Here is a 21,645-nt window from a genome sequence, read left to right on the forward strand (position 1 = left end):
ACTGGATTCGAACCAGTGACCCCCTGCTTGTAAGGCAGGTGCTCTGAACCAACCGAGCTAAGAGACCTTGTTTAGAGTTTTATTTAAAAGACTTCCTATTGTCTTTATGTGGTCCCTACTGGATTCGAACCAGTGACCCCCTGCTTGTAAGGCAGGTGCTCTGAACCAACTGAGCTAAGAGACCTTCGTAATTGGATTGCAAATATAGGGCTGTTTTTGAATAATCCAAATAGTTAAAATGAAAAAATTAAAATAAAATTCACATACAAACCTTAACTCTTTTCATTTCAAATAAATAATTTTTTAGATTTTAAAAAGAAATTTTTGTCTTTTTCTTTTTCTCTTCAATTTTCACCCCTTTGAAGAGGTATATTATTCCGATAAATGAGATAGAAATGGTAATGATAGAGAAAATAAAAGCCGCACTAGTGGCTAAAGTTTCGTCAAAATTGAATCGATGTGCTGCATACATAAATACTGCTTCTCTAATTCCAAAACCACTAAATGATATAATTGACAATATCCCAGAAACCAAAAAGATTAATAAATAAATACTGAAATTTTCTGGATGAATATTTAACCCTTCTAAAACGAAATACAACATCCCAACTTGTATCAATTGTAATACAATCGAATAAATCATCGAGTTATAGAAAGTTTTTTTATGAATAGGGAAAATCATTCCTAAAATAAATGGAACAGCTATAAAACCAACCAAAGAAAGGGTTAATGAACCATATTGTATCCAAGGATAATCAGTAAGATTTGAGAAAAATATTAGGAAGATGATGATTAACAACATGGCACCAAGTCCAATAATTTTGTCAAGAAAAACAGCTTGAGAAATTTCTTTCAGACTGATTTTATAGTTTTTATTCAACACATAAACTTTATATGCATCACCACCAATTCCACCTGGAACAAAAGTGTTGTAAAACATTCCTAAGAAATACAAACGTGCATTTGATTTGTATGATAAATCGAGGTTAATGTCTCGGAAATAATAATCTAATCGGAAAACAGATAAAGCTTGAGAAATAACATACAAGATTACTGCGATGATAATATAAAACCAATTGGCATTTTTGTAGTGACTGAAAATATCAAAGATATGCAGTTTGACAAAAAATATATAATAGATTAAAGCAATACTAATGGTTAATTTGATTGCTGTTATGATGTATTTTTTTGTTTTCGGATTCAATTAAATTCTTTTGAAAATTATAGCACAAATTTATAGATTCTTCGTTTAATCTTTGAAAAAATTATTTATCTACCAATATTTGTCTGATATTATGTAGTTTTGCGGATAAATTAATCGAATCATGCAATCAAAAGTTATTGTAATTACAGGTTCATCTTCAGGTGTTGGCTTGACTTTGGCTAACTATTTTCACGATAAAGGACATCAAGTTTACGGATTGTCAAGAACGGCTAAAGGAGAAGAACGATTTAAGCATATTGCAACAGATGTATCTGATAAAGAAAATGTACAACGTAGTTTTCAACAAATTTTTTCTGAAACTAATGATAAAATTGATGTATTGATTAACAATGCAGGAATTGGAATGTTAGGTGCTGTGGAAGATGCAACTAAAACTGATATCGAGAAATTGTTGGATGTTAATGTGTATGGACCAATTTATACGATGCAAGAGGTTTTGCCTAAGATGCGTTTTCAGAAAAATGGTTACATTCTGAATGTTTCGTCTATTGCAAGTAACAATGGTTTGCCATTTAGAGGATATTATTCTGCTTCAAAATCGATGATAGATCGTTTGATAGAATCTGCACGATTAGAAAATCGACATACAGGAGTAGAAATTGCTACGTTGAATTTTGGAGATATCAAAACTAATATTGCAGAAGGTCGTGTGAAAACTTTTGTTTCAAAATTTTATCAAAAAAGATACGATGCAATGGTTGCCGATATCGATCACGAAGTGCAAGATGGTACACCAACAGAAGATTTGATTCCGATTATCGAAAATATTTTGGCTCAGAAGAATTTGAAACCACATTATTATATTGGAAAATCGATGCAGAAATTTTCTGTAACCTTGAAAAATATTTTACCTCAAAAAATGTTCGAAAATATTATTGCAAAATACTCAAAATTAGATTAGATGGGAGAGGTTATTTGGCATTACAAATTTTTTGATGATTTAACATCGAAAGAAATATATAAAATTGTACAATTACGCAACGAAGTTTTTGTGATTGAACAAGATTGTATTTACCAAGATTGCGATGATAAGGATTTGGTTTGTGGACATCTTTGGGCAACAATTGGAGATGAGGTTGCAGCGTATTCTCGAATTGTACCAAAAGGAATTTCGTATGAAAATGAACCTTCAATTGGTCGTGTAATTTCGAATCAAAAGTTTCGTCGTTATGGATTAGGAAAACAATTGATGAAAAATTCGGTTCAAGTCATCGAAAATCAATTTAAAACATCTGAAATTAGAATTTCTGCTCAATCTTATTTGAAAGAGTTTTATTCATCGTTTGGTTTTGAACAAGTTTCGGAAGAATATTTAGAAGACGATATCCCACATATCGAAATGTTGAGAAAATGAAATTCTTAAAATACTTTTTCATTACACTATTTTCAGCTTTCATTGTATTAGTTTTGGTTGATGTCTATTATTCGAATCAACTCAAAAAAATGGCTTTGTTTAGCGGAGAAGTGCAAGAATGGAATCAAATAAGAGAAGGAAAAACGAATGTTGAATTGGCTATTTTTGGTTCTTCTCGAGCATTTATTCAAATTAATCCGAATATTTTAGAACAAGATTTAAAACTGACCACGCATAATTTTGGATTAAACGGAAGTAAATTCAAAATGCAATTGTATCGTTTCAATTTGTATTTGAATCATAATCCAAAACCAAAAATAGTTGTTTGGAATTTAGATACTTTTTCGTTTTCACACATTGATGAAGTTTTTCAGCCAAATCAATATGCACCTTTTATGTTGTGGAATTTTAAACTTTATGGTACATTAAAAGAATATAAAAACACAAAATTGGTCGATTTTATAGTGCCGCTTTATCGTTACAGAGATCAAATGTATTGGAAAGATCAAATTGTAAGGGCGAAGAAAGAAAAACTGCATAAAGACGGACTTTTTCGTGATGATGGTTTCAAATCATATAACCGAAAATGGAATGTTGATTGGGGGGAAATGAAAAAGAAAAACTCTGATTTTGACTTTTCAGATTATGCTTTGTTAGAAGAATTAATTGCAAAATGTGAACAAGAAAATATTCAGTTAATTTTTACAATTTCGCCCGAATTTTATAAAGGTCAAGATTACATGTTGAATCGAGAAGAAGTGATTAATCGTTATCAAACAACATTACAAAAGCATCATCTTCCGTTATTAGATTATTCGACTGATTCGATTAGTTTTAATCAAAAATACTTTTATAACACAACGCACATGAATTACAAAGGTGCGGATGCTTTTACAAAAGAATTAGCAAAAGATTTGAAAAAATATATAAAATAAAAAATCTCGTAAACCAAATGGTTTACGAGATTTTTAGTTATTGTTGAAGTAATGTTTAATCTAAATTACTTCAACTTTTTTTTCTTTTTTCTGTGTTAAATAAACGCCTGATAAAATCATTCCGAATCCAAATAAATGGATCCACATTATTTTTTCTCCAACCAAAAATCCCCAAAAAACAGAAACTACGGGCATTAAATAAGTCACCATTGAGGCAAACATCGAACCTGTAGATTGTATCAATCGGTAGAATAGTATCATCGCTAAAGCAGTTCCTAAAAGTCCTAAAATAGCAACAAAACCTAAGCTTTTTAATTGTTGTTCAGTTCCTTCGAATACATCAAAAAATCCTGAAATAATTAAAATGAAAATTGAAGGTAATAACCAAATTGTGAATAAAGCCGAGGATAATTGAAATGATGGAACGTCGTTTAAATAGCGTGTTAAGATTAAACTATTCATTCCATAAAGTGCGGTTGCTAATACAATTAATAAACAATGTAAAAGACTATTTTCGCCAGAAAAACCATCGCCACCAATTAATAAAACAGCTCCAATAAATCCGATTATAGCTCCCAAAACTTGATTTTTAGTTCCTTTGATATTGAAAAATAAGGCTCCAAATAGTAAAATAAATAATGGAACTAAAGAATCTAAAATTCCAGCCGTTGAACTAGAAACGTGTGTTTGCGCCATTGGAAATAAAAACATTGGAATGAAATTTCCGCAGAAACCAGCCAATGCAACGTATTTTAATTTGTTTTTCGGAATCTTAAATAGACTTGGAATTCCCCAAATTGCCAAAACTCCTCCTGCAATTGTTAGTCGTAATGCTCCAACTTGATATGGTGTGTATGCGACCAATCCTTGCTTGATGAGAATAAACGAGCTTCCCCAAGTTAGCGCCAAAACGCCAAGGATGATCCAATGTTTTAGTTCGATTTTCATTTTTCTAAGTTTGCGCAAAGATGCACATTTCAGATGATTTTATTGAGTTGTTATTTACAAAAACAATCTGTTGTATGGTCATTTACCATTCCGGTCGCCTGCATATGCGCATAAATAGTGATTGAACCAAAGAATTTGAAGCCACGTTTTTTCAAATCTTTTGCAATTTGATCCGAAATTTCGGTTGTTGCAGGAACTTCTTTTATCGAATTCCAATTATTGATAATCGGTTTTCCATCAACATATTTCCAGATAAAATCTGAAAAAGAACCAAATTCTTTTTGAATTTCTATAAATAATTTTGCATTATTAATTGCTGCCGAAATTTTTCCTCGATGACGAATAATTCCTTCATTTTGTACCAATTCATCAATTTTAGTTTCATCAAATTTGGCTACTTTCTCTACATTAAAATCAGCAAAAGCTTTTCTAAAATTTTCTCTCTTTTTAAGAATTGTGAACCAACTTAATCCTGCTTGAAAAGATTCGAGAATCAAAAATTCGAATAAAATTTTATCATCTTTTACAGGTTTTCCCCATTCGTTATCGTGATAATCGATGTAATCTTGGTCTTTATTTACCCAAGCGCAACGTGTTTTTTCCATGGTTTTTTAAATTTCTAAATATTTTTATAAGCTTCTTTAACCGAATAAACTGGTAATTGACACGTATAATTTTCGCAAATATGAATGGAAGTTTTATTTTCGATGAATCGGTTTTGAGTGATTTCTAAATTCTCGGTTTTTGAAGCAACTAAAATTGCATTCGGAACATAACATTGTTGAATTTGTTTCGAGAATTTTAATGCATTTTCGCCAACGATTACAATTTCTTTGAACGAATAAGCGAAATTTAGATACAACTGAATCCAATTTGCAAAACCAGTTGGATAATCGTGAATTTTTTCTTCGATATTGGTTAACATTTGTTTCGCTTGTTCAATGTATTTTTCTTGATTGAGAATCTTCCCTAATTTGAACAAATTATTTGCCATTACCGAATTTGAAGATGAAATAACATTGTCATAAATTTCAAATGTTTCATTAACCAAAGGCGTATCATAATGAGATTTGTACGCAAACATTTTATTCTTGTGATTATAAAATTGATTAAAAACTTCTTCTGTTAAGGTTTGAGAAGTTTCTAAATAATGCATTTCCGAAGTAACTTCATAAAGCTTGATTAATGCTTCAATTATTAACGCATAATCATCCAAAAATCCTGGAATTGTTGTTTGATTATCCTTATAATTTCTGAACAAGATTTCACCATTCCATTGATTTTCTAAAATAAAATTAGTTGCATTTTTTGCTAAATCAAGATATTCATCATTTTCAAAAGTGATAAATGCGTCACACAAACCTTTTATGGTTAGCGCATTCCAAGAAGTTAAAACTTTTTCGTCACGATGAGGTTTGATGCGCTGTTCACGAATTGGATTAAGGATTTTTTTCCATTCATTAACTTTAGCTTGAAGCTTTTCTTCTGAAATATTATTTTTAGATGCAAAATCTTCGTCATCTGTCAATCTCATCAAAATATTGTTACCATGTTCCCATTCTCCAAATTCATCAACATTGTAATATTTTTGAAATAAGTCAAAATCATCTTTCAAAATTGTTTTCAATTCATCCGATTTCCAAACATAATATTTTCCTTCTTCACCTTCAGAATCGGCATCAATAGCAGAATAAAAAACATTTTCAGGCGAAAGCATTTCATCTTTCAACCAATTAATCGTTTCTTCGACAACTGTTTTATATTCATTTTCTTCATAAACTTTATACGCATTCGAATAAAGTGAAAGTAATTGTCCGTTATCGTAAAGCATTTTTTCGAAATGTGGAACTTTCCAATACGGATCGACAGAGTAGCGAGAAAAACCACCTTTTAGTTGATCGTAAATTCCACCAAAGGCCATTCTGTCCAATGTAATTTTGGTCTGAATCAAACAATTTTCATTTTTTGTTTGTATACCATATCGTAAAATAGTTTCCCAAGCATTTGGTAACATAAATTTCGGTGCACGATTAAAACCTCCCCATTCATCATCAAACTGTTGTTGCCAAAATTCAAATGTTTCATCAATTTTAAGTGTTGAAAAAGTTGAAGAAGATTTTAATTCGATCGTCTCCATTTTATTCAAACCATCCGCAATAGAGTTGATATATTCCATTGTTTTAGTTTGATTGTGATGATATAAATGATTAATATTTTCTAATAATTCAATCCATTGAACTTTTGGAAAATAAGTTCCGCCATAAAAAGGATGACCATCAGGCAAGGCAAAAATATTCAGCGGCCAACCACCAGATTGATGAATTATTTGCGAAACATTCATGTACAAAGCATCTAAATCAGGGCGTTCTTCACGATCAATTTTAATACAAACAAAATTATCATTCATTACCTTTGCAACTTCTTTGTTTTCAAAAGATTGATGTTCCATCACGTGACACCAATGACAAGCTGAATATCCAATTGAAATAAGCAAAGGTTTGTTGACTTTTTTTGCATGAATCAAAACTTCGTCACTCCAACTTTGCCACCAAACAGGATTATTTTCGTGTTGTTTCAAATACGGACTTGTCGCTGATTTTAGATTATTTTGTTGAAAATTCATGATTCTTGTTTAGAAATTTAAAGTTCGTACATTTTTTGTGGACGAAAAATTATATTTTCGATAAAAATTAAAACACATGAACATTTACGAATACATTTCTATTGGCGCATATATGGCTCTGATGATTGGAATCGGGATTTACTCCTACCGAAAGTCAACAAGTAATTCCGAAGATTTTTTGATTGGAGGAAGGAAAATGGGAGCAGCTGTTACGGCGCTTTCTGCTGGTGCTGCTGATATGAGTGGTTGGTTGTTAATGGGCGTTCCAGGAGCAATGTATTTTACAGGTTTGTCGAGTGCTTGGATTGCAATTGGATTGACAATAGGATGTTTTTTGAACTATATTTTTGTCGCACCGCGATTACGAATTTATACAGAAATCGCTCAAAATTCGATTACATTACCCGTATTTTTTGAAAATCGTTTCAAAGATAAATCGCGTTTATTAAGAATTGTTTCTTCAATATTAATCTTAATATTTTTTACATTATATACTTCTGCTGGAATGGTTTCTGGAGGCAAATTGTTTGAATCTGCTTTTGGATTAGATTATATGACTGGACTTTGGATGACAAGTTTTGTAGTTGTATTATACACTTTTTTAGGTGGTTTTTTAGCGGTAAGTTTAACTGATTTCGTACAAGGGACGATTATGGTTTTGGCTTTGGTTATTGTTCCGATTGTAGCAATTTCTGAAATTGGTGGAGTTGGTGAAACCTTTTCGTTGATTAATGATAAAGGCGATAAATATTTAGATTTATTTAAAGGTACAATAACAATTAGTATATTATCCTTGATGGCTTGGGGGTTAGGATATTGTGGTCAGCCCCATATTTTAGTACGTTTTATGGCGATTGGAAACCCGAAAGATTTAGCGAAAGCTAAAGATATTGGAATTACATGGATGATTTTTACAGTAGGTGGAGCACTTTTAGTTGGTTTAGTTGGTATCGCATATTTAATGAAATTTGATCAAACAACAATGTTAAAATTTGATGGGTCTAAAACAGAAGCAGAAACGATTTTTATTTATTTTTCACGTGTTTTGTTTCATCCATTAGTTGGTGGATTTTTATTATCAGCAATTTTAGCAGCTGTAATGAGTACAATTTCTTCACAATTATTAGTAACATCAAGTTCGTTAACAGAAGATATTTACAAAGCATTTTTGAACAAAAAAGCAACACCAAAACAGTTATTAACAGCAAGTCGTTTATCGGTTTTAATTGTAGCATTTATCGCGGTGTTGTTGTCATTAACACCAAAAGATTCTATTCTAAATTTAGTTGGAAATGCTTGGGCAGGATTTGGATCTGCATTTGGACCAGTAATCGTTTTCTCTCTTTTTTGGAAAAAAACTTCTTGGCAAGGAGCTTTAGCAGGTATGTTAACAGGAGGAATTGTTGTCTTAGCTTGGGTTTATGTAAATCACGATTACAAAGATTGGTATGAAATGATACCTGGGTTTTTATCTTCGGTTATCGCAATTTATGTCGTTTCGTTAATGACTCAAAAACCTAATAAAGAAATTGACAAAGAATTTGATGAAATGAAAGCTGTTTTGAAAGAGAATTAACATGCATCCAAAAGAAATGGAAAATATATTAAAGTTAAATCATTTTGAGCGCTATCAATATTTATTCGAAAAATTGCTGACGGGGAAACTGCTTATATAATGATTTTTCCTGATGGTAATTATGCTATTTCTATAATTAATGATAAAAAAATATTTCCAATTTGGTCAGCGAAAGAATTTGCTGAATTAACAAAAAATGATGGTTGGAAAAATTGCAAAATATTGAAATTGACTTTAGATGATTTCGAAGAAACTCTTTTTGATTATATTGATGAAAATAATTTATTGATAAATGTTTTTCCTACAGATAAAACTGGTTTTGTCGTTAGTTTAGAAGAATTCGCTAGGGACTTAAAAGATGAATTAGAACAATATCAATGAAATATAAAAAAATAGGTAGAGGCATTTGTTTACCTTTTTTATTGCTGAAAATTATGAATTTATTATTCAAAAGTTAAAACTTAAAACTTAAAAAATTGTTGATAAGTTTCACTTGTAGAGAATAAGGTCAAAAGAGAGATTTGTTTGTATATTTGTAAAGTTTGATTAAAAAAATAGTCAAAATTAAATCAATTTATACGAAAAGATGAACGATATTATTCAATTACTGCCAGATCATGTAGCCAATCAAATTGCCGCAGGAGAAGTTGTACAACGACCAGCTTCTGTGATAAAAGAATTGATTGAAAATGCGGTGGATTCTGGTGCAACTTCTATTCAGGTAATTGTAAAAGATGCTGGCAGAAGCTTGATTCAAGTGATTGATAATGGTTCGGGAATGAGTGTGACGGATGTTCGAATGGCTTTTGAACGTCACGCAACTTCAAAAATCAGAAAGACAGAGGATATCTATAATATTCATACAAAAGGTTTTCGTGGAGAGGCTTTGGCGTCGATTGCTGCGGTTGCACAGGTAGAAACGAAAACGCGTCGAGAAGAGGATGAGGTTGGTTCGCAATTGGTGATTGAAGGCGGAGAAGTTCGCAACCAAGATCCTGTTGTTTGTCCAGCTGGAACGTCTATTTCGGTAAAAAATCTTTTCTATAATGTGCCTGCTCGTCGTAATTTCTTAAAATCAAATCAAGTTGAATTTCGTCATATTCAAGATGAGTTTCAACGTGTTTCGATGGCGCACGAAAACATTAGTTTCTTTTTACATCACAATGATGCAGAGGTTTATCATTTGAAAGCCGGAAATCTGAAACAACGTATTGCACAAATTTTTGGAAAAAAATTAAGTTCACAAATTATATCCGTTGAAGAAGATACAGAAATTGTAAAAGTGAAAGGTTTTGTGGGGAAACCAGATGCTGCAAAAAAATCGCGTGGCGAACAATTTTTCTTTGTGAATAATCGCTTTATTCGTAGCGGATATTTGCATAATGCAATCGTAGACGCTTTCGAGAGTTTGTTGCCAATGGGATATAGTCCTTCTTATTTTTTGTATTTAGAAATTGATCCGTCAAAAATTGATATTAACATTCATCCAACTAAAACAGAAATTAAATTTGAGGATGAAGCATTGATTTTTACTATTCTTAGAGCTGCTGTAAAACACGCTTTGGGACAATTTAATGTAATTCCTTCGTTGGATTTTGAACAAGACCCAAACTGGGCTTTTATTCCGTCAGCGACAGAAGATACGGAAATTAAAATGCCAGAAATTACGGTTGATTCTAGTTTTAACCCTTTCGAGCATCAACAAACAAGAGCGCCGAAACCATCTGATATTCGTGCGAATATGGATTTTTATAAAGATGCTGTTGAGTTAGAAATTGAAAATAATCATGCGCATCAATTATTTGAATCTGAAGATTTTCATGATAGTTTTGAAGTAATTCAATGGATGAATCAATATTTGGTTGTTGAATATCTTGGCGAATTGTTAATCATCGATCAACATCGCGCGCATCAAAAAATATTATTCGAAAAATTTATACATTCAAATAATGGAAGTGCTTTGGTACAACAAATGCTTTTCCCGATAGAGTTGGAACTTTCGCCAAATGATCGTCAGAAATTAATCAATGTAGAACATCAATTGTTGAGTTTTGGTTTTGATATATCGTTGGATGAAGAAGCGATACAGATTAATGCGATTCCTGTTGATGTGCAACAAGAGGATGTTGTGTCTGTTTTTATGGATTTTATCGAGGAATTGGAATACCAAGAATCAATTGAATTAGAAAATACGTTTGCAAAAATTTTAGCAAAAAATGCGGCTGTTAAAAAAGGAGTTTCATTAAAATCTGAACAAATGCAAACTTTGGTCGAAGAATTGCTAAGACTACCAAATCCGAATTATACGCCATACGGACGCCCAATTTTTGTGCAGATGAATACGGCTGATATCAAAAAAACATTACAATAAGAGATGAGACAATCTATTCCACCGATTACAAAGAATTTACTTATTATTAATGGTTTGTTCTTTTTTGCAACATTTGTTTTTATGCAGACTAGACAAATCGATTTGAGAGTGATTTTAGGTGCTTTTTATCCAGAATCTCCCAACTTCAAATTTTGGCAAATTTTGACGCATATGTTTATGCATGCCGACTTTTCACATATTTTGTTTAACATGTTTGCATTGTGGATGTTTGGTTCTGTGGTTGAACAAACTTTTGGACCAAAAAAATTCTTGACGCTTTATTTGTTAGCTGGTTTAGGCGGTTTTATATTGTTTAATGCAGTTAATTACTTTCAAATAGAGCAGTTAAAAGATGCTGTTCAAACGCAAGGAATAGGTTTTAGTCAAATTTATGAAGCTGCAAAATTAAATATGCAAGGTGGATATCATACGAATTCAATTATTCAAAATAATCAAGCTGCGTCAGAACTTTTGACAAATTATGTAACACCAATGGTTGGTGCTTCTGGTGCTATTTATGGTTTGTTATTGGCTTTCGCGGTTTTATATCCAGACGAAAAATTAATGTTAATCTTTTTCCCAGTACCAATTAAAGCAAAATATTTTATTCCAATTATGGTGTTAATTGAGTTTTATATGGGATATCAAAATATCGGAAATGTAGCACATTTTGCGCATTTAGGAGGTGGATTGATTGGTTTCTTGTTAGCAAGATATTGGAAAAAGAATTTATATAGATGGAATTAAAAAATGGCAAATAATATCTTAGACGATTTAAAATTAAAATATTCATCAGGAAATAGTGCAACAAAGTTGATTTACATTAACGTTGTGGTGTTTTTCACATTGTTAATTATTGATTTTGTTCTTCGAACGGTAGTAAATTCTACGATTACAACAACTGGTTTGTTTGCTTTGTCATCTTTCGATGATTTGATTGTCAGACCTTGGCAAATCCTAACATATTCTTGGTTACATGGCAATCTTTTTCATTTGATAATGAATATGGTTTTGTTGTATTTCGTTGGGCAAATGTTTTTGCAACAATTTCAGAATCGAAATTTAGTTACATTCTATATTTTTGGAGGAATCGCTGGTGGAATTTTCTTTTTATTGTTTCAGAATATATTCAATTATTCACATTTATTAGTTGGTGCTTCGGCAGCGGTTTATGCGGTGTTTTTTGCAATGATTTCGTATAATCCGAAAATGCCTGTTCGTTTGTTGTTAATTCCAACTTCATTTCCATTATTGTATGTTGGCTATGTATTTATCGCATTCGATGTGTATAATATTATTGCCAATCAAAATGCAGGCGGAAGTATTTCGCATTTGGGAGGTGCTATTTTTGGTTATCTTTATATGAAACAATTTGAGAGAGGAAATGATTTTTTAGGTAACTTTATTATCAAAATAGAGCAGTTATTTAAGAAAAAAGAGAAATCAACTTTCAAAACATATAAAAATACTTCTTCAACTTCTTCGCGATCAAATGTTCCGAAAGATGATTACGATTTTAATCATCAAAAAGTTGAAAAACAAAAGAAAATTGATGTAATTTTAGATAAGATTTCTCGTTCAGGTTACGAGAGTTTGTCTAAAGAAGAAAAAGACTTTCTGTTTAGAGAAGGTAGATAAAATGAGTATAATCAGTAAGTTTAAACTAAATTATTTCAATCGTTTAGTACTAACAATTAATATCGTTTTTTTGTTAGTGGCTTATTGTGTCTATTTAAATAAAATTTTTACGCCTACAGAAATTCCATATTTTAACTTCATTTCGATCGGTTTCCCAATATTATTTGCATTCGGAGCAATGTTTTTACTGTATTGGTTACTGTTTAGCTGGCGACATTTTTTATTAATTTTGGTTCTTTCAGCCGGATTATTTTATCCTATTTATCTTTCATATCCAATTATACAATTCAATAAAGTTGAAGACAAAAAAGCTGATTTATCTGTATTGACATATAATGTACATGGTTTTAAAGAAGAAGGAACAAAAGAGCTTTTGATTAAGAATAAAGCTGATATTATGTTGCTTCAAGAGGCATATGAAGGTCAACAGAAAAGTCTAAAAAATAAAGAATTCAAAAATTATTATTCAGAATTTTATGGTTTATTGACAATTTATAGTAAATATCCTATTATTCAAACAAAAAAAATAACACCTGATGATAATGAAGAATTGAATGGACTTGCCGCTTATGCTGATATCGATTTGGGAAATGATACGATTCGTGTGATTAATGTTTATCTTGAGCCAATGTACATTGATAAAGCGATGGTGAAAGAAATTATTCAGTCTGATGATTCGCGAACTGCTGAAATTTCGAGTCGAAAAGTTGAGTTAAAATTGGTGCAAGGAATGCAAAAACATCAAAAACAGTTAGAAGCGATTATTCCATATATCACATCTTCGCGTCATCCAGTTATTTTGGGAACGGATCTTAATTCGACTCCAGTTTCTTACGAATATGAGAAGTTGAAAAAATATCTTCACGACTCTTATATAGAAGTTGGAAAAGGAAATGCGACAACTTTTCATGGATTTAAATTTCCAATTAGAATTGATTATTTATTTCATTCTAAATTATTTAAACCTATTGAGGCACATGTTATTCGAAAAAAATTCTCGGATCATTATCCAGTAGCTGTAAAATATAAAATTTCAGAATAAATTTTTCCTATATTTATTCAATAATCAATCAAAATGAACCAGAAAGAAAGCTTTATTCAAGAGATACAAAGTCGTTATTCTTTTAAAAACGATAAAATAATTTTAGGCAAAGCCAAATTAGATGGCGAAATTGTAGAAGAAGCTGAAATTTCAGTTGCGCTAAAAACAATGAATCGTCACGGGTTGATTGGTGGTGCAACGGGAACTGGGAAGACAAAATCTTTGCAGATTATCGCAGAGCAACTTTCTTTAAAAGGCGTTCCAACATTATTGATGGATATCAAAGGAGATTTATCAGGGATTGGAGCAGCTGCAAATTCGGAAGATAAAAATGCGCAAGAAAGAATGGAATCGCTTAATTTGCCTTTTGATCCGCAAGCTTCTCCTGTCGAATTTTTGTCTATTTCTGATGAACCAGGAGCAAGACTTCGTGCGACTGTAAGTGATTTTGGACCAATTTTATTCAGTAAAATTTTAGAACTGAATGAAACACAAGAAAGTATTATTTCAATTATATTCAAATATTGTCAAGATCGTAATTTACCTTTGATTGATTTGGAGGATATTCGACGTGTTTTGCAATATGTGACAGATTCCGATGAAGGAAAATCAGAATTAAATTCGAATTATGGAACAATTGCACCAGCGTCTTTGGGAGCTATTTTGCGTAAAATTGTTGCATTAGAACAACAAGGAGCAACAAAGTTTTTTGGAGAACCAAGTTTTGATGTTCAAGATTTATTGAAAACGAAAGACGGAAAAGGAATTGTAAATATTATTCGTTTGATTGATATTCAAAATCAGCCCAATTTATTTTCAACTTTTATGTTGAGTTTATTGAATAAAATTTATTCTCAATTCCCTGAATCTGGAGATTCTGATAAACCGAAATTGGTTATTTTTATTGATGAAGCACATTTGATTTTTAAGCAAGCTACAAAAGCTTTATTGAATCAAATTGAAACAATGGTAAAATTAATTCGATCAAAAGGTGTAGGATTATATTTTGTAACGCAAGTTCCTGGTGATGTTCCTGATACGGTTTTGAGTCAATTAGGGCTTAAAGTTCAACATGCGTTAAGAGGTTTTACTGCGAAAGATCGAAAAGAAATAACAAAAGCTATCGAAAACTATCCGACAACAACTTATTACAAAGCAAATGAAGTAATCACGCAATTAGGAATTGGAGAGGCTTTTGTGACGGCTTTAGATGAAAAAGGTATTCCAACTCCTTTGGCGTATACGTATATGCGAGCGCCGAATTCGAGAATGGATATTTTGACTTCAAATGAAATCGATACGATTACCTCAAATTCAGATTTAGTGACTAAATATGCAACAGATATTGATCGTGAATCTGCAAATGAAATTTTATCGAAAAAATTAGAACAACAAAAAAATATAGAGAAACCTGCTGCTAAAGCAACTTCAACAAGAAGTGTTCCTAAGGAAAAAGATTGGACAGATAATCCTGTTGTGCGTGATGTAAGTCGTACTGCAACTCGAAAATTGATGGATTTTGGAATGAAAATGTTAACTAATTTTTTAAAAGGAAAAAAATAAGCACGTGTACGCGATTTTAGATATAGAAGCGACTGGCGGAAAAGTAGGAGAAGAGTCAATCATAGAGATTGCGGTGTATAAATATGATGGAAAAGAAATTGTAGATCAGTTTATATCATTAGTCAATCCCGAAAAAAAGATTGACCAATATGTACAAAGATTAACGCATATTTCGGATAAAATGGTGCTGACAGCGCCTAAATTTCACGAAATAGCAAAACGTATAGTTGAGATTACAGATGATTGTATTTTAGTTGGGCATAATGTAATGTTTGATTATAGAATGCTGAAACAAGAATTCGATCGTTTGGGTTATAATTACGAAAAAGAATGGATTGATACGTTCGAATATAGCGAAAAATTAATTCCAGGATTACCTTCATATTCTTTAGGAAAATTATGCGAATCGCTTGGAATTGTAGTGACAGACAGACACAGAGCTTCTGGAGATGCAAGAGCGACAATTTCTTTGTTTAAGTTATTGTTAGATAAAGATTCGGAGAAAATAATCACGAAGAAAACAGGTTTAAAACAACCTAAAAAAGCACATTCGAAATATCAGAAACTTCTTGAAGGTTTACCTAATTCTATCGGAGTTTATTATTTATACAATAGCCGAAAACAACTTATTTATATTAGTCGAAGCAATAATATTGCGCGATCTATTAATCAAATTTTTACATCCAAAACTCTAAAAGCAAATAAACTTAAGCGTTATACTCGTTCTATAAAATTCGAAGAAACTGGAAGTGGTTTTCTTGCCGCAATTAAGGAGAATAATGAGGTTTTAAATAATCAACCAATGTATAACGTAAAGTTGGTAGAGAATAAAGTTTATCCTTTTGGATTATATTATTTAGAATCTAAACGTGGTTATTCGAGATTAGAAATAGGGAAAGTTAGAAAAGTACAACCTGTTTTGAAATTTAAAACTAAAGAACGTGCTAAAGAGGTTTTAGAAAAAATCGTCCATGATTATAACCTTTGTCAACAAGTAAATGCGGGAATTAAATCTGATGAATCTTGTTTCCAATATAAAGTAAATAAATGCAATGGAGCTTGTGTAAAAGAGGAATCTAAAGAAGTTTATAATGAACGAATTCAAAGTTTTATTAAAACAACTGAATATCCTTCCGAAACTTTTTTGATTATTGATAAAGGACGAAAAGGAATTGAAAAATCATTTTATTTAGTTGAGAATGGAGAATTTAAAGGATATGGTTATTACGAATATCATCATCAAATAAAAACGCTAGAGAAGATTCATAATATCTTAATTCCGATTAAAGAAACGGAAGAAATAAAAAATATGCTCAAATACTTTTTGTATAAAGTTTCTTCTAATTCTAATCAAATCGTTATTATTGAATAATTAATTCGATTAATATTCTTTAAAAGAAGAAAATATAAATATAAAATAATAAAAAAGCTCAGTTAATATTAACTGAGCTTTTTTTGTATGATTAAATTTTAGACTATTTAATTTCTTTGAAAATTACACGTCTGTTTTCTAAGTTTTTCCAAGCAGGACAGTTTGTAACAGGATTACATTCTGGCCATTTTAAATCAGATTTACCTTTTCCTACAGACGACAATTTAGTTGTGTCAACACCTTTGTTAGCTAAGTAACGAACAACAGAAGCAGCACGTCTTTCAGATAATTTTTGGTTATAATCAACACCACCAGCAGCATCTGTATGACCTTCCACTACGAATTTGAAATCTGGATTTGCTAATAATACCTCAGAAGCATGATTTAATTTTTCATAAGATTGTTCTCTAATGCGATCAGAGTTGTAATCGAATTCGATACCCTCTAAGTATGCATTGATTGTCGTTGCAACATCTTCACCAGAAATTCTGATTACTTTTTCAGGACACCCACCATTTGTTGGAGTTCCAGGAATTGTAGGACATTTATCTTCACTATCTGGGATACCGTCTCCGTCAGAATCTAAAGAACATCCTGATCCATCGACACGAATTCCCTCTGGAGTCCCAAGACATTTATCCCATTGATCACAAACACCATCACGATCTTCGTCAATACATTCGAAAGGAGTTTGTTCTACAGGAGCTTTGTATGCTATAGGAGAAACCCATTGTAATGCATCTTTATGTTTACCAATTTTATAATGTAATCCTAAAGATAATGTAAACATATTATCATCACGACCTTCTTCAACATCTGCTGCTGTCCAATATCCAATTTCTGGTTTTCCTGATCCATCAAATTCTTCGTCACCAGACATTACGTACATTCCACGTAATTCAAGATCTAATTTGTCACTTAATTTATAACGTAAACCAGCTCCTACTTGACCATAAACAGATTTGTCAGATAATTTTTGATCAGTAACTAAACCGTAATCATTACCTGATCCATAAAAATGTTGTCTATAAGCTTTAAAGCCTAATATACCAAAACCTCCATATAAATGCATAGCCCATTTAAATTCAGTTTTATTATCTACTCTTCTTAATAGATTAGATGCGTTAATATCAGCTAAAACAGAAATTCCATTATATTTTGTTTTTCCATGAGCTTTTCCTTGATAAGCATTTCCCCAAGGGGTATTGTCATATATGGTTCCTTTTTGTCTCGTTTGTCCTAATTGATATTGTAAGCTTAGACCAAAAGCATGAGAGATTTGTTTATTGACTTGAAATTGAAAATCATATCCAGGAGTAAAGTATCCTCCGCCCATCCAAGATACTAAGTCTGTATTTTGTAATGCGTTCAATCCTCCAAAAGCAGAAATAGACCAATCATTAAATTCTTTTTTACTGTTGTTGAATGGTTTTTCATCGTACTTGGTCTGTGCACTAGCACAAGCCGCAGCACCTAAGATTAATAAAGATAAAAGTTTTTTCATAGGTTAGAATTATTTTTATAACTAATATAAAGCATATCTTAATATAATTTTACAAAACTAATGAATTAATAGTTAATATCTTAATAAAAATATAAACTTTTGATAAAATCTCTAGAATAGTTCTGAGGATGAGGAATTTTTAAGTAATTACAATTGATTAAAAGTTTATTATAGAATAATATATCAATATCTATTAAGCGATCAACGTAACTTTCATTTTCTTTGGGTTTAGAATAGATTCTTCCCATTTTTTGTTCGATATCTTTAATTTTTTTCAAAACCTCAAATGGAGAATAACTTGTATTGATTTCTATTTTCTGATTTAAGAATAAATGATCTGTAGTAAATCCTTCAGCTTTATTTTCAAGAATATTTGATTCTTTATTTATTTTACCTACCTCTTTGTTTATAAGGTTTTTAGCGATTTCTAAATTATTTTTTTTGTCACCTAAGTTTGTACCGAGTAACAAAATGACTATATTTTGCGACATATAGAGCAAAAGTAATAATAAATTAAAAATGAAAAACTTTTTCGGGAGAGTATTCTCAACAATCATAGGAAATCTATTAACGATTAGTGTATTTGTCATACTACTTTTCGTGTTGATATTTGTTTCAGCATTATCTGCTCCAACAAAAAGTGTGAAAGATGGTTCTGTTTTAGAAATTTCGTTGGAAGATCCAATTATGGAAAGTGATATGGATCGTTCCGTTTCTATTTTTGATATGTCAGAAAGTCCAAATGTTTTTTTACAAGATATTATTCATTCAATTGAAGAAGCGAAGAATGATGATAAAATAAAAGGAATTAGTCTGAAATTGGATAAATTTTCTGGTGGAGCTACGCAAGCGACTGATATTCGTAATGCACTAGAAGATTTTAAGAAATCTGGAAAATTTGTGTATTCATATTCTAATTCAGGAAGTCAGCTGTCATATTATATAAGTAGTGTGTCTGATAAAATTTATCAAAATCCTTTGGGAGGAACTTTATTACAAGGTTTAAGTTCTAATATTATGTTCTTCAAGAATGCAGGAGATAAATATGGTGTAGATTTTCAGGTGATTCGTCACGGACAATTTAAGAGTGCAGTAGAGCCTTATATGAGAACAAATATGTCTGATGAGAATCGATTACAATTGTCAGAATTATTGAATGATGTGTGGGGTAATGTTTCAAACTCGATTACAAAATCGCGTAAAATTTCTCCTGAACAATTCACTACAGTAACAGATAGTTTGTATGCTTTCATCCCAGAAACAGGAAAAGAAAATAAGATTTATGATGTATTGGCACAAGAAAATGAATATCAAAAAATGTTATTCACAAAACTTGGTCTGAAAGAAGAAAAATCAAAAACTGATTTTGAAGTTCTTGAAAAACATACCATAAAAGTAGAAGATTATTTTGAAACCTTATCAGATAAATCTGAAAAAGATAAAATTGCAGTCTTATATGCATCTGGAACAATTACTGAAGGGGATGGTTTTGATGGTATTCAATCGAAGACTTATGTGGATGCGATTCGCAAAATCAGTCAAAACGATAAAATCAAAGCTTTAGTTTTACGTGTAAATTCTCCTGGAGGTAGCGCAAATGCATCAGAAGAAATTTTATATGAATTGATGCAATTGAAAACAAAAATGCCAATCGTAGTTTCTTTTGGTGATGTTGCAGCATCTGGTGGATATTACATTGCACAAGCTTCTGACAAAATTTATGCTCAACCAAATACAATTACTGGTTCGATTGGAGTTTTCGGAATGATCCCAAATGCGCAAAAATTATTCAATAATTTCGGATTAGATTTTGATGAAGTAAAAACGAATGCAAATGCAGATCAGTTAAAATCTTTGACAACACCATTATCACCAACAGCAAAAAATACGATGCAAAAATCAATCGTATTGATTTATGGAAAATTCGTAAACCACGTTGCTACAAATAGAAAGTTAACGTATGAGCAAGTTGACAAAATAGGAGAAGGACGTGTTTGGTCTGGAACTCGCGCAAAACAAATTGGTTTGGTAGATGATTTTGGAAGTTTAGATACAGCGATAAAAGAAGCAGCTAAATTGGCTAAAATAGAAAAATATTCGACAGAAAATTATCCAAAAAGAAAAGATTCTTTTGAAGAATTTATGGATAATCTTCAAGGAAAAAATACTGAGGCAGCAATTGCAAAAGAATTAGGTTCGGACGGAATCCGAATTTACAAAGAAATAAAGATGATGAATGAGCAAAAAGGTGTTCAAGTTAGGCTACCTTACGATATTCAAATTCAATAAAAATCATAAAAAAGGGTTAAAATATTTTTAACCCTTTTTTATTGTTAAAATCTTACTATTTTAGTAAAAATATTTAGTTGATAATAAAATTAAATTCTCTTTTATAATCATCTAAATTTATTATACTTTTGTACATTCATTTTTAATAATACTGAGACATAATCAACGATGGGATTATTTGATTTTTTCACGCAAGAAATTGCGATTGACTTGGGGACTGCTAACACTTTAATTATCCACAATAATAAAGTTGTAGTAGATAGTCCATCTATCGTCGCTATACATAGAAGAACAAATAAAGTTATTGCTGTTGGAGAACAAGCAAAACACATGCAAGGTAAAACGCATGATGATATAAAAACAATTCGTCCTTTGAAAGACGGAGTAATTGCAGATTTTGAAGCTTCAGAATTCATGTTGACAGAGTTCATCAAGAAAATTCCTGGAATTCAAGGAAAATTATTTTCACCTTCATTGCGAATGGTGATTTGTATTCCTTCTGGAATTACAGAAGTTGAAAAACGTGCCGTAAAAGATTCTTGTGCACGTGTTAATGCTAAAGATGTTCGTCTTATTTACGAACCAATGGCTGCTGCGATAGGAGTTGGAATTGATATCACTCAACCTAAAGGTAACATGATTATTGATATAGGTGGTGGTACAACTGAAATTGCTGTTGTTGCATTAGGTGGTATTGTTTGTGACAAATCTGTGAAAATTGCAGGTGATGTTTTTACAAATGATATTGCATATTACTTAAGAACCCATCATAATTTATATATCGGAGAAAGAACAGCCGAGCGTGTTAAAATTGAAGTTGGTGCTGCTGTAGAAGAATTAGAGCATGCACCAGATGATATGCCAGTACAAGGACGTGATTTGATTACAGGAAAACCAAAAGAGATTACTGTAAACTACCGTGAAATTGCACGTGCATTAGACAAATCAATTTTACGTATCGAAGATGGTGTAATGGAAACGTTATCTCAAACACCTCCAGAATTAGCTGCAGATATTTACAACACTGGTATCTATATGGCTGGTGGTGGAGCTATGTTGAGAGGTTTAGATCAACGTATTTCAAAAAAAACAGGTTTACCAGTTTTCTTGGCTGATGATCCTTTACGTGCTGTTGTTCGTGGAACAGGTATTGCACTTAAAAATATAGATAAATTCACTTTCTTAATGAAATAGAAGAGTAAAGA

The 21,645-nt window shown here is 31.4% G+C and carries 19 protein-coding genes and 1 tRNA gene; 13 read left to right on the plus strand and 7 right to left on the minus strand.

Annotated elements, in window-relative coordinates; translation table 11 throughout:
• Nucleotides 1-109 precede the first annotated feature (109 nt).
• Nucleotides 110-184: transfer RNA gene (locus tag B4E95_RS11160), tRNA-Val, on the minus strand.
• A gap of 126 nt (nucleotides 185-310) precedes the next feature.
• Nucleotides 311-1,204: a lysylphosphatidylglycerol synthase transmembrane domain-containing protein gene (locus B4E95_RS11165; protein WP_291063005.1), complete on the minus strand. Its 894-nt coding sequence runs from the start codon at nucleotides 1,202-1,204 to the stop codon at nucleotides 311-313.
• 121 nt (nucleotides 1,205-1,325) lie between these two features.
• Between B4E95_RS11165 and B4E95_RS11170 the strand changes: the two genes are divergently transcribed.
• Genes B4E95_RS11170 through B4E95_RS11180 form a run of 3 tightly spaced genes read left to right on the plus strand, consistent with a single transcriptional unit; the run spans nucleotide 1,326 to nucleotide 3,514 of the window.
• The gene (locus B4E95_RS11170; RefSeq protein ID WP_291063007.1) at nucleotides 1,326-2,126 is read left to right on the plus strand and encodes an SDR family NAD(P)-dependent oxidoreductase; all 801 of its coding nucleotides are present in this window, start codon (nucleotides 1,326-1,328) and stop codon (nucleotides 2,124-2,126) included.
• Nucleotides 2,127-2,579 carry a GNAT family N-acetyltransferase gene (locus B4E95_RS11175; protein WP_291091568.1) on the plus strand — a complete coding sequence of 151 codons (453 nt, stop codon included), beginning with the start codon at nucleotides 2,127-2,129 and terminating at the stop codon, nucleotides 2,577-2,579.
• Entirely contained in the window at nucleotides 2,576-3,514 is a 939-nt protein-coding gene (locus B4E95_RS11180) for a hypothetical protein (RefSeq protein WP_291091570.1), read from the plus strand. The genes B4E95_RS11175 and B4E95_RS11180 overlap by 4 nt, the downstream gene beginning before the upstream one ends.
• 60 nt (nucleotides 3,515-3,574) lie before the next feature.
• On the opposite strand, the gene B4E95_RS11185 is transcribed toward B4E95_RS11180, so the two are convergent.
• The 3 genes from B4E95_RS11185 to B4E95_RS11195 are packed head-to-tail and all read right to left on the minus strand — an operon-like array spanning nucleotide 3,575 to nucleotide 7,085.
• Nucleotides 3,575-4,462, minus strand: coding sequence for a DMT family transporter (locus tag B4E95_RS11185; RefSeq protein WP_115001523.1), 888 nt, complete (start codon nucleotides 4,460-4,462; stop codon nucleotides 3,575-3,577).
• A 50-nt stretch (nucleotides 4,463-4,512) separates the two neighbouring features.
• Nucleotides 4,513-5,067, minus strand: coding sequence for a DNA-3-methyladenine glycosylase I (locus B4E95_RS11190; RefSeq protein ID WP_291091572.1), 555 nt, complete (start codon nucleotides 5,065-5,067; stop codon nucleotides 4,513-4,515).
• 14 nt (nucleotides 5,068-5,081) lie between these two features.
• Nucleotides 5,082-7,085 carry a thioredoxin domain-containing protein gene (locus tag B4E95_RS11195; protein ID WP_291091574.1) on the minus strand — a complete coding sequence of 668 codons (2,004 nt, stop codon included), beginning with the start codon at nucleotides 7,083-7,085 and terminating at the stop codon, nucleotides 5,082-5,084.
• A gap of 76 nt (nucleotides 7,086-7,161) precedes the next feature.
• Here B4E95_RS11195 and putP point away from each other — a divergent pair, with 76 nt between their 5' ends.
• The 8 genes from putP (at nucleotide 7,162) to B4E95_RS11235 (ending at nucleotide 16,647) form a co-directional block, all read left to right on the plus strand.
• Nucleotides 7,162-8,661 carry a sodium/proline symporter PutP gene (putP, locus tag B4E95_RS11200; protein ID WP_291091576.1) on the plus strand — a complete coding sequence of 500 codons (1,500 nt, stop codon included), beginning with the start codon at nucleotides 7,162-7,164 and terminating at the stop codon, nucleotides 8,659-8,661.
• Between the two features lie 99 nt (nucleotides 8,662-8,760).
• Nucleotides 8,761-9,042 carry a DUF2750 domain-containing protein gene (locus B4E95_RS11205; protein ID WP_291091578.1) on the plus strand — a complete coding sequence of 94 codons (282 nt, stop codon included), beginning with the start codon at nucleotides 8,761-8,763 and terminating at the stop codon, nucleotides 9,040-9,042.
• 205 nt (nucleotides 9,043-9,247) lie between these two features.
• Nucleotides 9,248-11,032, plus strand: coding sequence for a DNA mismatch repair endonuclease MutL (gene mutL, locus B4E95_RS11210; RefSeq protein WP_291091580.1), 1,785 nt, complete (start codon nucleotides 9,248-9,250; stop codon nucleotides 11,030-11,032).
• A gap of 81 nt (nucleotides 11,033-11,113) precedes the next feature.
• The gene (locus tag B4E95_RS11215) at nucleotides 11,114-11,779 is read left to right on the plus strand and encodes a rhomboid family intramembrane serine protease (RefSeq protein ID WP_291051543.1); all 666 of its coding nucleotides are present in this window, start codon (nucleotides 11,114-11,116) and stop codon (nucleotides 11,777-11,779) included.
• A 3-nt stretch (nucleotides 11,780-11,782) separates the two neighbouring features.
• Entirely contained in the window at nucleotides 11,783-12,670 is an 888-nt protein-coding gene (locus B4E95_RS11220) for a rhomboid family intramembrane serine protease (RefSeq protein WP_291091582.1), read from the plus strand.
• Nucleotide 12,671: 1 nt separating this feature from the next.
• Nucleotides 12,672-13,712 carry an endonuclease/exonuclease/phosphatase family protein gene (locus B4E95_RS11225; RefSeq protein WP_291051549.1) on the plus strand — a complete coding sequence of 347 codons (1,041 nt, stop codon included), beginning with the start codon at nucleotides 12,672-12,674 and terminating at the stop codon, nucleotides 13,710-13,712.
• A 33-nt stretch (nucleotides 13,713-13,745) separates the two neighbouring features.
• Nucleotides 13,746-15,275: a helicase HerA-like domain-containing protein gene (locus B4E95_RS11230; protein ID WP_291091584.1), complete on the plus strand. Its 1,530-nt coding sequence runs from the start codon at nucleotides 13,746-13,748 to the stop codon at nucleotides 15,273-15,275.
• Between the two features lie 4 nt (nucleotides 15,276-15,279).
• Nucleotides 15,280-16,647, plus strand: coding sequence for an exonuclease domain-containing protein (locus B4E95_RS11235; protein WP_291091586.1), 1,368 nt, complete (start codon nucleotides 15,280-15,282; stop codon nucleotides 16,645-16,647).
• Between the two features lie 103 nt (nucleotides 16,648-16,750).
• Here B4E95_RS11235 and B4E95_RS11240 read toward each other — a convergent pair whose 3' ends face one another.
• Both B4E95_RS11240 and folK read right to left on the minus strand, forming a co-directional pair.
• Nucleotides 16,751-18,151, minus strand: coding sequence for an OmpA family protein (locus B4E95_RS11240; protein ID WP_291091588.1), 1,401 nt, complete (start codon nucleotides 18,149-18,151; stop codon nucleotides 16,751-16,753).
• An 80-nt stretch (nucleotides 18,152-18,231) separates the two neighbouring features.
• Nucleotides 18,232-18,621 (minus strand): 2-amino-4-hydroxy-6-hydroxymethyldihydropteridine diphosphokinase, encoded by a 390-nt coding sequence (folK, locus tag B4E95_RS11245; protein WP_291091590.1) that lies wholly within the window; start codon nucleotides 18,619-18,621, stop codon nucleotides 18,232-18,234.
• Nucleotides 18,622-18,670: 49 nt separating this feature from the next.
• Here folK and sppA point away from each other — a divergent pair, with 49 nt between their 5' ends.
• Together sppA and B4E95_RS11255 are read left to right on the plus strand one after the other, a co-directional pair.
• On the plus strand, nucleotides 18,671-20,440 hold the full coding sequence (gene sppA, locus B4E95_RS11250) for a signal peptide peptidase SppA (RefSeq protein ID WP_291051109.1): 1,770 nt from the start codon (nucleotides 18,671-18,673) through the stop codon (nucleotides 20,438-20,440).
• A gap of 168 nt (nucleotides 20,441-20,608) precedes the next feature.
• Nucleotides 20,609-21,634 carry a rod shape-determining protein gene (locus tag B4E95_RS11255; RefSeq protein WP_038331974.1) on the plus strand — a complete coding sequence of 342 codons (1,026 nt, stop codon included), beginning with the start codon at nucleotides 20,609-20,611 and terminating at the stop codon, nucleotides 21,632-21,634.
• The last annotated feature ends 11 nt before the right edge of the window (nucleotides 21,635-21,645 follow it).

Origin of the sequence: Empedobacter sp. UBA7494, from assembly GCF_002478465.1 — a bacterium.
Taxonomy (GTDB): Bacteria; Bacteroidota; Bacteroidia; order Flavobacteriales; family Weeksellaceae; genus Empedobacter; species Empedobacter falsenii_B.